Below are 12,182 nucleotides of genomic sequence, written 5' to 3'. Positions count from 1 at the left end.
CCTAAAAGAGGGCATCGTGATGACCGACAAGAATTTCTACCGTCCCTACTCGGCGAACAGCAGCCTGGCCGGCTGCAGTTGTGGCGCCCATGCCAGCCAGCGGGAACACGACCAGCAGGCTGAGCAGGCGCGCCTGGCGCGCGGGCGCGACAGCGAGACCCTGTCCCAGGATTTCGTCGAGGCGGCCGCCGTGCGCGCGCTGTTCCCCCACGATGCCACCCGGCGGCGGTTCCTCCAGGCGGTGGGCATGGGCACGGCGATGGCAGCCATCGCCAGCGTGCTGCCGCTGCAATCGCTGCAGGCGATGGCCGCGGAACGGGGCCCGCTGGAGAAGAAGAACCTGAAGATCGGCTTCATCCCGATCAACTGCGCCACGCCGTTGATCATGGCTGACCCGATGGGCTTCTACCGGGAGCAGGGCCTGTCGGTGAGCCTGCAGAAGACCGCCGGCTGGGCGCTGGTCCGCGACCAGATGCTGAACAAGGAACTGGACGCCTCGCACTTCCTCGCGCCGATGCCGCTGGCCATCTCCATGGGCCTGGGTTCCAGCGCCCAGCCGATGCGCGTGGCGACCATCCAGAACATCAATGGCCAAGCCATCACCCTGGCCCTCAAGCACAAGGACAACCGTGATCCGCGCAACTGGAAAGGCTTCAAGTTCGCCATTCCCTTCGAATACTCGATGCACAATTTCCTGTTGCGCTACTACCTGGCCGAGCATGGCCTGGACCCGGACCGTGACGTGCAACTGCGGGTGACCCCGCCGGCGGAGATGATCGCCAACCTGCGGGCGGGCAACATCGATGGCTTCTTCGGCCCCGAGCCGTTCAACCAGCGCGCCGTCTATGACGGCATCGCCTTCCTGCACGTGCTGTCCAAGGACCTCTGGAACGGTCATCCCTGCTGCTCCTTCGGGGCCTCGCAGGCGTTCATCGAAGAGAACCCCAATACCTTCGCCGCACTCTATCGCGCCGTGCTCAACGCCGCGGTGGCCGCTGGCGACCCGCAGAACCTGCCGGAAATCTCGAAGGCCATCTCCACGCCGAACTACCTCAACCAGCCCGAGATCGTCGTGCGCCAGGCGTTGACTGGCCGATATGCGGACGGGCTGGGTGGCGTGCAGAACGTGCCGGACCGTTCCGGGTTCGATCCGATGCCGTGGTACTCCATGGCGACCTGGATGCTGACGCAGATGAAGCGCTGGGGCTACGTCAAGGGCGAGGTGGACTTCAACGGCCTGGCCGAGCAGGTATTCCTGATGACCGACGCCCGCCGTCACATGGCCGAACTGGGGCTGGCCGAGGCCAGCGCCGAGCCTGTCGGCGGCTACAAGGGCTTCAGCGTGATGGGCCGTCCGTTCGATCCGGGCCAGCCGCAAGCCTATCTGGATGGCTTCGCGATCAAACGTGTCTGAAGGAGGCGCCATGAATACTTCGATTCGGTTGAAGGCCGCGCTGTTGTCCTGCGTGATGCTGCTGGTGCTGCTGATGGTCTGGCAGGCGACGACCCGTCCGGGCCAGCAGGCCGCCGGTGCGGTGGACGACGAGTACGCCCTGCTGATGGGACAGGCGGCGGGCGGTGCCAGCGAAACCGTCAATGGCATGCCGACGCCGGCGCAGTTCGCCACGCTGGCCTGGCGACAGATCAGCGACCCGTTCTACGACAATGGCCCGAACGACAAGGGCATCGGCATCCAGCTCGCCCATTCCCTCGCGCGGGTGGGGCTCGGCTACCTGATCGCGGCGCTGGTGGCCATCCCGCTGGGCTTCGTGATCGGCATGTCACCGCTGCTGTACAAGGCCTTCGACCCCTTTATCCAGCTGCTCAAGCCGATCTCACCACTGGCCTGGATGCCGATCGCGCTCTACACCATCAAGGATTCCACCACCTCGGCGATCTTCGTCATCTTCATCTGCTCGGTGTGGCCGATGCTGATCAACACCGCCTTCGGCGTCGCGGGTGTGCGTCGCGACTGGCTGAATGTGGCCCGCACCCTCGAGGTCGGTCCGTTGCGCAAGGCATTCAGGGTGGTCCTGCCGGCTGCGGCGCCGACCATCATCACCGGCATGCGCATCTCCATGGGTATCGCCTGGCTGGTGATCGTCGCGGCGGAAATGTTGATCGGCGGCACCGGGATCGGCTACTTCGTCTGGAACGAGTGGAACAACCTGTCGCTGGGCAACGTGATCTTCGCCGTGCTGATGATCGGCGTGATCGGCATGCTTCTCGATCTCCTCTTCGCCGCTCTGCAAAGGAAGGTGACCTATGTCGAATGAAACCCATCCGCACACCGTCCCCTTCATCAAGGTCGAGGGGTTGGGCAAGCGCTACCGCGACGACCAGCCGCCGGTGTTCGAAAACATCAACTTCAGCATCCAGCAGGGCGAGTTCATCTGCGTGATCGGCCACTCCGGCTGCGGCAAGAGCACCATCCTCAACGTCCTCGCCGGCCTGGAAGAGGCCTCCAGCGGCGGCGTGGTGATGGCCGGCAAGGAGATCGCGGGCCCCAGCCTGGACCGCGGCGTGGTGTTCCAGAGCCATGCGTTGCTGCCCTGGCTGACGGTGGAGCAGAACATCGCCTTCGCCGTGCGCTCGCGCCATCCGCGCTGGTCGCGCCGCCAGGTCGCCGAGCATGGCGCACGCTTCCTGGCGATGGTCGGCCTCGCCGCCGCCGCGCGGAAGAAGCCCAGCGAGCTGTCCGGTGGCATGAAACAGCGCGTCGGTATCGCCCGCGCTTTTGCCGTGGAGCCGAAGATGCTGCTGATGGACGAGCCGTTCGGTGCGCTGGACGCGCTGACCCGCGGCGTCATCCAGAGCGAACTGCTGAAGATCTGCGAAGCGACCCGGCAGACGGTGTTCATGATCACCCACGACGTCGACGAGGCGATTCTGCTGGCCGACAAGATCATGCTGATGAGCAACGGCCCCCAGGCACGGGTGGCCGAGATCGTGATCAACACCCTGCCGCGGACGCGCACCCGGGAAACCATGCACCACGATCCGCAGTTCTATCGCATTCGCAACCACCTGGTGGATTTCCTCGTGCACCGCTCCAGGGTTATCCAGCAGAGCGGCCCCGCCGCCAGCGGCGGCGAGCCGCTGGTGGTCAGGCCGGGCCTCGAGGACGACGGGCCGCCACCGGGTCCGGACCAGCCACAGAGCTCACGGATGCGCGTCGTCGCCTGAGCGCACCGCCAGTTCCCTTGCACCGATCCACGACCGCGAGCATCCGATGCTCGCGGTACGGGATACCTATCGCCCGAAAACCAAGGAAAAATCCATGCGTGCTCATCTGCTGTTGCCTTGTCCCGCGTTGCTGCTCTCGCTCATCGCCCCCGTGGCCCAGGCCGGGGACGCCTTCTCCGACCTGCTCACCCAGGGCAAGGTCTCGCTCGACCTGCGTTACCGTTACGAACACGTCGACCAGGACAATGCGCTGGCCAACGCCAACGCTCAGACTCTGCGCACCCGCGTCGGCCTGCACAGCGGCAGCTGGTTCGGGCTCTCCGCACTGGTCGAAGTGGACAACGTCAGCCGCCTCGGTGATGAGGATTTCAACGACAGCCGCAATGGCCGCACCGGCTACGCGCTGGTGCCCGACCCGGACGGTAGCGAGGTGAACCAGGCGCTGTTGCGCTATGACACGGCGTTCGGCCATGCCGTGGCCGGCCGGCAGCGCATCGAACTGGACAACCAGCGTTTCGTCGGCGGCGTCGCCTGGCGGCAGAACGAGCAGACCTACGACGGCGTGCTCGGCCGCATCGAGCCGCTCGAGGGCCTGAGCCTGACCTACGCCTACCTGGCCAACATCAACACCCCGTTCGGTCCCGATGGCCAGCATGGCTATCCGACCAACCCGGCTGACATCGAGGGCCACAGCCACCTGTTCAACCTGGCCTATGCCTGGCGGCCGGAGCTGAAACTGGCCGCTTACAGCTACCTGCTCGGCCTCGACAACCTGGCTGTGGCGCCGACCGCCGCGCCCGGCAGCCAGTCCAGCCGCACTACCGGCCTGCGCCTGAGCGGCACCCTACAAGGCATGGGCTATGCCCTGGAATATGCACGCCAGCGCGACTATGCCGGCAATCCCCTGAGCCTGAACGGCCACTATTTCCTCGGTGAGCTGAGCTATCAGCAGGGCGGCTACCTCCTCAAGGCCGGCCACGAAGTGCTGAGCGGCGGCGACGGCCCCGGCAATCGCGCCTTCCAGACTCCGCTGGCGACCAAGCACCTGTTCCAGGGCTGGGCCGACCTGTTCCTGATCACCCCCGCCGAAGGTATCCGCGACAGCTACCTCGGCGGCAGCTTGCCGCTGCTCGGCGGCAGCCTGCAGGCCTGGTACCACCACTTCCGTGCCGACGAGGGCGGGGATCGTTATGGCACGGAACTGGACGTGGCTTATGCCCGGGCGATTCCTGTCGTGAAGAACCTCAGCGCCATGGCCAAGTACGCCCGCTATGACGCCGACGCTTTCGGCGTGGACACCGACAAGTTCTGGCTGCAGCTGCAATACCGCTACTGATCGCGACGGCGCCACCGGGCGTGGGGAGGATGGATGCTGCTGGAAAGCCTGTACGGAGTGGGAGTGGGGTTGGCCTTGGGATTGACCGGGGGTGGCGGCGTGCTGGCCGTACCGGCGTTGGTGCTCGGCCTGGGCTACAGCCTGCCCGAGGCGACCCCGGTGGCATTGGTCGCGGTCGGCGCCTCGGCCCTGCTTGGCGGGCTCGATGGCCTGCGCCGGGGGCTGGTGCGTTATCGGGCGGCGCTGCTGATGGCTGGCGGAGGCGCCCTCTGCGCGCCGCTCGGCCTGCTGCTGGCGCAGGTTCTGCCGGTGGCGGTGCTTATGCTGCTGTTCTGCGCCGTGCTGCTGCTGATCGCTGCGCGTATGGTGGGGCAGGCCCTGGCGCGCACCGTTGCGCAGGGCACCTCCGCCGTGTCGTGCAAGAGCTGTCGGCTGGACAGCACCACCGGGCGCTTTCGCTGGACGCCGCGCTGCTTTCTCAGCCTGTCGCTCATCGGCGGCCTGTCGGGGTTGTTCAGCGGCCTGCTGGGCGTGGGCGGCGGTTTCCTGATCGTTCCCGGCATCCGCCAGGTCAGCGACCTGGGCATGCACGGTATCGTCGCCACCTCGCTGCTGGTGATCGCACTGATCTCCGCTGGCACCGTCATCGGTTTCTGGTGGGCGGGCGGTAGCCTGCCGAGTGCCGCCTGGACCTTCATCGCAGCTGCCGGTGGCGGAATGCTCGGTGGCCGGCTGCTGGCACCCAGGGTATCGGCTCGTGCCTTGCAACTGGGCTTCGCCCTGCTCGCCGGGCTGGCCGCGCTGATGCTGCTGGGCAAGGCGCTCGCATCCCTTCCCCCGCTTTCCTGACTTTCCCGGACTCCTGCCATGCAAGCCCACGTGCACAGCTTCTTCGACGCCCCGACCTCCACCTTCAGCCATGTGGTGCATGCAGGGCCGGGCACCCCCTGCGCCATCATCGACCCGGTGCTCGGCTACGAGCCGAAATCCGGGCGGACCGATACCCGCGCCGCCGATGCGATCCTCGACTACATACGGCAGCAACGGCTCGCCGTGCACTGGCTGCTGGAAACCCACGTGCATGCCGACCACCTCTCCGCCGCCGCCTACCTGCGCGCGCAGGCCGGTGGGTGGATCGCCGCCAGCGAGGCGGTCCGGCAGGTGCGCAAGGTCTTCCTGGGCCTCTACAACCTGCCCGAGAGCTATTGCCAGGCGCATGCCCAGTTCGACCACCTGTTCCGCCCGGACGAGGCTTTCGCCATCGGCGAGCTACAGGCCAGGGCACTGCATGTGCCCGGCCATACCCCGGCGGACCTGGCGTTCCGGGTCGGCGATGACGTGGTCTTCGTCGGCGACACGCTGTTTGCACCGGACGTCGGCACCGCTCGCTGCGATTTCCCCGGCGGCAGTGCCCTGCAACTGTTCCGTTCGATTCGCCGCCTGCTCGACCTGCCCGGGGACACCCGCCTGTTCATGTGCCATGACTATCCGCCGGCCGAACGCGCACCACGTGCCGTGTGCACGGTCGCCGAGCAGCGGGCGACCAACATCCATGCGCGTGACGGCGTCGACGAAACGGATTTCATCGTCATGCGCGGCCAGCGCGACGCGCAGCTGGAACTGCCCGCGCTATTGCTGCCGTCGATCCAGGTAAACATCCGCGCCGGTCTGCTGCCGGAGCCGGAAAGCAATGGGGTGCGTTATCTGAAGGTGCCGCTGGACGGGCTCTGAGCGGAAGCTGGCGGCGCACGATGGGTGCCCTGATGTACAACCGATCGATGAGGAAGTTTTCATGCAGACCAAAGAACATTGGGAAAAGGTGTACACGACCAAGGCCGTGGACGAGGTCAGCTGGTTCCAGGCGCATGCCGGGCTCTCGCTCAAGCTGATTCGCGACGCCGGGGTAGCGCTGACGGCCTCGGTCATCGACGTTGGCGGGGGCGCGTCGACGCTGGTCGATGATCTGATCGCCGAAGGCTTCGAGAACAACACGGTGCTCGACCTCTCCGCCGCTGCCCTGAGCCGAGCCCAGGCGCGCCTGGCGGAGCGGGCCACGGCAGTGGAGTGGCTGGAGGCCGACATTCTCGAAGCCGATCTGGCTACGCAGGCCTACGACGTATGGCACGACAGAGCGGTGTTCCATTTCCTGGTGACGGCTCGCGAGCGACGTGCCTATGTGCAGAAGGTCCTCCAGGCGGTCAAGCCGGGTGGGCTCGTCATCGTGGCGACGTTCGCCGAAGACGGCCCGGACCAGTGCAGCGGATTGTCTGTAAGGCGCTATGCCCCGGATGAATTGCACGCGGAGTTCGGCGAGCCCTTCCTGCTGCTCGGGCACCAGAAGGAATCCCACCGAACGCCTGGCGGTGCCGAGCAGGCGTTCGTTTATTGCGCCTGTCGCAAGCTGGTTTGACCGGCTCCCGGCACCGGGGTCGTCCAGAATGTAAACAATGTATTCATTGTTTGCTTTGGCAATTTCGTCCTCATGGCCCCGAGACGTGTCAGTGGCTCTGGGTAATCTCATTAACTTATTGATTTCAAATTAATTTAACGAGTTTCGTGCGTTTTGGCACAGCGGCTGCAAAAGCTTCGTCGAGATCAGAAAGCATCTCTTGCTCATTCCAACGGAGAAATGCCATGCCTGCTGCCCCCGCCACCTGTGCCACCACCGTCAAGACCTACCTGAAGCCGATCGACCGCGACGGCCTGATGGGTTTCGCCGAGAAGGGCCGCAACAACCCCGCCAGCCGGGGCACCAACAAAGTCCATACCGTGATGCAGGGGATGTACCGCAGCCTCAGCTACGTCGGCGAGCATACGCCGGTGGTGGTGGATGAGCCGCTGCACCTGTTCGGCGAGGACACCGCGCCGGCACCGGGAGAGATCGTGCTGTCCGGCCTGGGCGGCTGCCTGGCGGTGGGCATCACGGCGGTGGCGACCTGGAAGCAGGTGAAGCTGAGCCGCCTGGAAGTGTTCCTAGAAGCGGACATCGGCAACCCGGCGGCCTGGGGTGCCGGTGGCGCGGAGATGCAGCCGGCGCAGATGGGTTTCCAGGAAATCCGCGTGAAGGTGCTGGTGGAGGGCGATGCGAGCCGCGAGGAGCTGGAGGAGATCGTGTGCCAGGCCAATTTCTACTCGCCGGTGGCCAACTCCATGCGCAACCCGATCCCGTTCAGTATTGCCCTGGCTGACTGAACCCTCCCAATCGAACCCCGTGAGCGGGCAGCCGCCGCGCCGCCCGGCAACGACACCAAGAGGAATATCCGATGATTTCCAGCCGCGAAGACGTAACCAAGATGATCCTGGCCGCCAAGGTCAGCAAGGGCCTGAAGTGGAGCCAGGTGGCCGACGCCATCGGCCTGTCGAAGGAGTGGACCACTGCCGGCTGCCTCGGGCAGATGACCTTCGACAAGGCCCAGGCGGAAACCCTCGGCACGCTGTTCGGCCTGTCCGACGAAGCGGTGGCCTGGCTGCAGATCGTGCCGTACAAGGGCTCGCTGCCGACCGCGGTGCCATCCGATCCGCTGATCTACCGCTGGTACGAGATCGTCAGTGTCTACGGCTCGACCATCAAGGAGTTGATCCACGAGGAGTTCGGCGACGGCATCATGAGCGCCATCGATTTCTCCATGGACATCCAGCGCCAGGCCGACCCCAAGGGCGACCGGGTGAACGTCGTGCTGTCCGGCAAGTTCCTGCCCTACAAGAGCTATTGAACCAGACCCGCCCGGGCCGTATGGCGCCGGGCGGTCTCCCGAGGTATGGGAGAAAGGTGCGAACTCGCGTTCGGCCGTGCAGCCCTTGCCCGGGGGCGGAGTAACCGGCACATGCCCCTCACTCGCCGAGGCGGATGCGCCACATGCCCTGGCCACTCTCCTCCACCCAGAAGCCTTCGAGAAACACCGAGCCCTCGAAACGATGCAGTGTGGCTCGGCACTCCGGGTAGCCTTCGCAGCGCAACTGGTAATGGCCTTCGCCCTGGGCGGTTCCGCTGTAGGCGTAGGTTTCCCCGTCCTGGGCATACTCCACGCGCACCCGGTCGGCCTCGAGCCGAACGCTGCAGGGTTCGTCCAGGCTGACACGACTGGCCGAATAGGTTTCCATGCGCGAATTGGGATAGAGCATTTCTCGATTCCTTTTTCCATTGACCCCATCAAGGCCCGGCGAGCCGCTCGGACGGGCCGCTCATCATGACGTGGGGCACTGGCGAGAATCCAGAAAAAGCAAAAGGGCCCAGGTTTTCACCTGAGCCCTTTCATGGATGGCGCATCCGGCGGGATTCGAACCCACGACCCCTGCCTTCGGAGGGCAGTACTCTATCCAGCTGAGCTACGGATGCGTTGCGGGGCGCAATCATACGCATGTCCTCCGCGGGCGTCCATGCTGGCGGTGCGTCGGGGTGCGGGGATATTCGCAAGCGCGTGTGTGGGCGTCGGGGCCGTGGCCGGAGGCTCTATTGCGGGAGCCGCGAGGCTGATTCGGGGCGGGGCGGCTGTTACCCTTGCAGCGGTTGCGGCCGCGGGCCGGGTTTCGCAAGCTGTCGGGGAGTCGGGATGTCGAGTCATATCAAGCTCTGGGATGCGCCGCTGCGCGTGTTCCACTGGTCGTTCGCCGCGGCGGTGATCGCCGCCATCGTCACCGGCTGGGTCGGTGGCAACCTGATGCCCTGGCACGGCCGGCTGGGGCTCGTGGTGCTGGGGCTGCTGGTGTTTCGCCTGCTGTGGGGCTTCGTCGGGTCGACCTATGCGCGCTGGTCGCGGATCTTCGCCGCAACGGTGGGCGTGCGGGATTACCTGCAGGGCAACTGGCGGGAGGCTGGCCACAATCCGCTGGGCGCGCTGTCGGTGCTGGCGATGCTGGGGCTGGTGGGCTTCCAGGTGGTCAGCGGGCTGATGGCGACCGACGATATCGCCTTCCAGGGGCCGCTGTACGCGCTGGTTGGCAGCGATACCGGCAACTGGCTGAGCGGCCTGCACCGGCAGGCGAAGTGGCTGCTGCTCGGGCTGATCGGCCTGCATCTGGCGGCGATCGCCTGGTACGGGCTGGTCAAGCGCAAGCCATTGGTGCGGGCGATGATCGCCGGGCGGATGCGCCGCGAGCATCCGGCGCAGCGGGATGCCCGGGGCGGCTCGCTGGCCACGGCGCTGCTGGCCGTCGTGCTGGCGGTGGGGGTGGTCTGGGGTGTGCAGTCGGTGGCCGGCAGAATGCAGCCACCACCTGCGGCGCCGGCGCCGAGCCTGGATTGGTAGGGCGCTGCCGGTCGGTTCTGGCCGCCCGGCAAGGCGCGAGGGCGCGGGCTCAGTCGGCGCGGAATTTGTCGTGGCAGGATTTGCACGAACCGCCGACGTCGCCGAAGGCCTTCTTGATCGCGGCCTGATCGCCTTCGGCGGCGACCTTGGCGAGCTGGTTGGCGGCACTGGTGAAGGTGCGGCCGATGCGCCCGGCTTCGTCGAGGTTCTGGAAGAACTCGGGCTTGAGGCGGGTCTCGTTGCCCAGCTGCGCGGTGGTGGTGTCCGGGCTGTAGAGGCTGCCCATGCCGGAGTTGGCGATGGCGGCGATGGCGTTGGCGGCGGCGGCGACCCTGGCCTGGTCGTAGGGCTCCTTGCCGTCGATGACCTGGGCCTTGATCTTGCCCATGTTCCAGGCCATGAACTGATAGCCGGCCTGGCGGGTTTCCACCATCTCTTCGGGTTTCAGTTGCGCCTGGGCGGCAGCGCTCGCCAGCAGGACGGCCGCCGCGGCGCCTGTCATCAATGCTTTCACGGTAACTCCTTATCGATCCATGGTTGTCGGCGGCTGGTGCCGCCCGCGTGGAACTATACCCCGCCCAGTAGTGCGGTTTGGGTAACAAGGCGTAACAGACCGCGCAGGCATCAGGCTGGTCAATGGCACGACAACGCCGAGCGTCATGAGCTTGCCGGCCGGCCGGCTGCGGTCCTAGCATGGTCGTTCGCAGTGCAATGCGACGGCAGGAACCGGGCGGCGAAGGACGGTTCAGATGCTCGTCGCGTTCGCCAAACTTTCCGCAGCGGGCCTGCCGCTACGATGCCCGAGGAGACTGCCATGCAACTCAAAGACCCTTCCCTGTTCCGCCAGCAGGCCTATGTCGATGGCGCCTGGCTGGATGCCGACAGTGGCCAGACCATCAGCGTGAACAACCCGGCCACCGGCGAGATTCTCGGTACGGTGCCGAAGATGGGTGCCGCCGAAACCCGCCGTGCCATCGATGCCGCCGAGCGCGCGTTGCCGGCCTGGCGCGGGCTGACCGCCAAGGAGCGCTCGCAGATGCTGCGCCGCTGGTTCGAGCTGCTGATGGAGAACCAGGACGACCTCGGCCGGCTGATGACGCTGGAGCAGGGCAAGCCGCTGGCCGAAGCCAAGGGCGAGATCGCCTATGCCGCCTCCTTCATCGAGTGGTTCGCCGAGGAAGCCAAGCGCATCTACGGCGACACCATCCCCGGCCACCAGCCGGACAAGCGCATCCTCGTCATCAAGCAGCCGATCGGCGTCACCGCGGCGATCACCCCGTGGAACTTCCCGGCGGCGATGATCACCCGCAAGGCCGGCCCGGCGCTGGCGGCCGGTTGCACCATGGTGATCAAGCCGGCTTCGCAGACACCGTTCTCGGCGCTGGCGATGGCCGAGCTGGCCGAACGCGCCGGCATTCCCAAGGGCGTGCTCAGCGTGATCACCGGCTCGGCCGGCGACATCGGCAACGAGCTGACCGCCAACCCCAAGGTGCGCAAGATTTCCTTCACCGGCTCCACCGAAGTGGGCGCCAAGCTGATGGAACAGTGCGCGCCGGGGATCAAGAAGGTCTCGCTGGAGCTGGGCGGCAACGCGCCGTTCATCGTCTTCGACGACGCCGACCTCGATGAGGCGGTGAAGGGCGCCATGCAGTCGAAGTACCGCAATGCCGGGCAGACCTGCGTCTGCGTCAACCGCATCTACGTGCAGGATGGCGTGTACGACGCCTTCGCCGAGAAGTTCCAGGCGGCGGTGGCCCGGCTGCGGGTCGGCAACGGCCTGGAGGAGGGCACCGACATCGGCCCGCTGATCGACGAGCGCGCCGTGGCCAAGGTCCGCGAGCACATCGAGGATGCCGTCGCCCAGGGCGCGCGGCTGGTGGCCGGTGGCCAGGCGCACACGCGGGGCGGCAGCTATTTCGAGCCGAGCGTGCTGGTCGACGTGCCGGACAGCGCCAAGGTGGCCAAGGAAGAAACCTTCGGCCCGCTGGCGCCGCTGTTCCGCTTCAAGGACGAGGCCGAGGCGATCGCCAAGGCCAACGACACCGAGTTCGGCCTGGCTTCCTACTTCTATGCGCGCGACCTGGGCCGCGTGTTCCGCGTCGCCGAGGCGCTGGAGTACGGCATGGTCGGCATCAATACCGGGCTGATCTCCACCGAAGTGGCGCCGTTCGGCGGGGTGAAGTCCTCCGGCCTCGGCCGCGAAGGCTCCAAATACGGCATCGAGGACTATCTGGAAATCAAGTACCTGTGCATGGGGATCTGAGGAGTCGTGCGCCAGCCAGCCCGATCGCGTGGCTGGCTCTTTGCTATTAACGCGGTAAAATCGCGGCCCCTTGCGGCGGCGCACGCTCATCGGATGTACCATTGCAGCTGCCCGAGCGCTTGCTAGGCTGGGCAGTGGCCCTTCATCGAGC

13 protein-coding genes and 1 tRNA gene are annotated in these 12,182 nt (G+C 66.2%); 11 read left to right on the top strand and 3 right to left on the bottom strand.

Going from position 1 to position 12,182, the window contains the following annotated elements; all coding sequences use genetic code 11:
* The first annotated feature begins 19 nt into the window (after positions 1–19).
* The 9 genes from CXK94_RS02625 to cynS all read left to right on the top strand — a co-directional run bounded on the left by CXK94_RS02625 (position 20) and on the right by cynS (position 8,235).
* A complete protein-coding gene (locus CXK94_RS02625) occupies positions 20–1,414 on the top strand; it encodes a CmpA/NrtA family ABC transporter substrate-binding protein (RefSeq protein WP_037044775.1) in 1,395 nt (464 codons plus the stop codon).
* 10 nt (positions 1,415–1,424) lie between these two features.
* A complete protein-coding gene (ntrB, locus tag CXK94_RS02620) occupies positions 1,425–2,276 on the top strand; it encodes a nitrate ABC transporter permease (protein WP_037044773.1) in 852 nt (283 codons plus the stop codon).
* Complete coding sequence (locus CXK94_RS02615) at positions 2,266–3,186, top strand: ABC transporter ATP-binding protein (RefSeq protein ID WP_037044772.1); 921 nt, start codon at positions 2,266–2,268, stop codon at positions 3,184–3,186. The genes ntrB and CXK94_RS02615 overlap by 11 nt, the downstream gene beginning before the upstream one ends.
* A 94-nt stretch (positions 3,187–3,280) precedes the next feature.
* On the top strand, positions 3,281–4,522 hold the full coding sequence (locus CXK94_RS02610) for an alginate export family protein (RefSeq protein WP_037044771.1): 1,242 nt from the start codon (positions 3,281–3,283) through the stop codon (positions 4,520–4,522).
* A 33-nt stretch (positions 4,523–4,555) separates the two neighbouring features.
* Positions 4,556–5,371 (top strand): sulfite exporter TauE/SafE family protein, encoded by an 816-nt coding sequence (locus tag CXK94_RS02605; protein WP_177325829.1) that lies wholly within the window; start codon positions 4,556–4,558, stop codon positions 5,369–5,371.
* Between the two features lie 18 nt (positions 5,372–5,389).
* Positions 5,390–6,253, top strand: coding sequence for an MBL fold metallo-hydrolase (locus CXK94_RS02600; RefSeq protein ID WP_037044770.1), 864 nt, complete (start codon positions 5,390–5,392; stop codon positions 6,251–6,253).
* A 61-nt stretch (positions 6,254–6,314) separates the two neighbouring features.
* Complete coding sequence (locus CXK94_RS02595; protein WP_037044768.1) at positions 6,315–6,932, top strand: class I SAM-dependent methyltransferase; 618 nt, start codon at positions 6,315–6,317, stop codon at positions 6,930–6,932.
* A 224-nt stretch (positions 6,933–7,156) separates the two neighbouring features.
* The gene (locus CXK94_RS02590) at positions 7,157–7,714 is read left to right on the top strand and encodes an OsmC family protein (RefSeq protein WP_102893162.1); all 558 of its coding nucleotides are present in this window, start codon (positions 7,157–7,159) and stop codon (positions 7,712–7,714) included.
* A 71-nt stretch (positions 7,715–7,785) separates the two neighbouring features.
* Positions 7,786–8,235 (top strand): cyanase, encoded by a 450-nt coding sequence (gene cynS / locus CXK94_RS02585; RefSeq protein ID WP_037045100.1) that lies wholly within the window; start codon positions 7,786–7,788, stop codon positions 8,233–8,235.
* A gap of 118 nt (positions 8,236–8,353) precedes the next feature.
* Here cynS and CXK94_RS02580 read toward each other — a convergent pair whose 3' ends face one another.
* Together CXK94_RS02580 and CXK94_RS02575 are read right to left on the bottom strand one after the other, a co-directional pair.
* Positions 8,354–8,644 (bottom strand): hypothetical protein, encoded by a 291-nt coding sequence (locus CXK94_RS02580; protein WP_102893161.1) that lies wholly within the window; start codon positions 8,642–8,644, stop codon positions 8,354–8,356.
* A gap of 137 nt (positions 8,645–8,781) precedes the next feature.
* Positions 8,782–8,858, bottom strand: a tRNA-Arg gene (locus CXK94_RS02575).
* A gap of 214 nt (positions 8,859–9,072) precedes the next feature.
* Here CXK94_RS02575 and CXK94_RS02570 point away from each other — a divergent pair.
* Complete coding sequence (locus CXK94_RS02570) at positions 9,073–9,768, top strand: cytochrome b/b6 domain-containing protein (RefSeq protein ID WP_102893160.1); 696 nt, start codon at positions 9,073–9,075, stop codon at positions 9,766–9,768.
* A 49-nt stretch (positions 9,769–9,817) separates the two neighbouring features.
* On the opposite strand, the gene CXK94_RS02565 is transcribed toward CXK94_RS02570, so the two are convergent.
* The gene (locus CXK94_RS02565) at positions 9,818–10,270 is read right to left on the bottom strand and encodes a c-type cytochrome (RefSeq protein ID WP_037041692.1); all 453 of its coding nucleotides are present in this window, start codon (positions 10,268–10,270) and stop codon (positions 9,818–9,820) included.
* Positions 10,271–10,582: 312 nt separating this feature from the next.
* Between CXK94_RS02565 and gabD the strand changes: the two genes are divergently transcribed.
* Complete coding sequence (gabD, locus tag CXK94_RS02560) at positions 10,583–12,031, top strand: NADP-dependent succinate-semialdehyde dehydrogenase (RefSeq protein WP_102893159.1); 1,449 nt, start codon at positions 10,583–10,585, stop codon at positions 12,029–12,031.
* Positions 12,032–12,182 lie beyond the last annotated feature (151 nt).

This window comes from Stutzerimonas stutzeri (assembly GCF_002890915.1).
GTDB classification, from domain to species: domain Bacteria; phylum Pseudomonadota; class Gammaproteobacteria; order Pseudomonadales; family Pseudomonadaceae; genus Stutzerimonas; species Stutzerimonas stutzeri_AF.
Note: the sequence above shows the minus strand (reverse complement) of the source record. Positions and strands in the feature narration are given on the sequence as shown.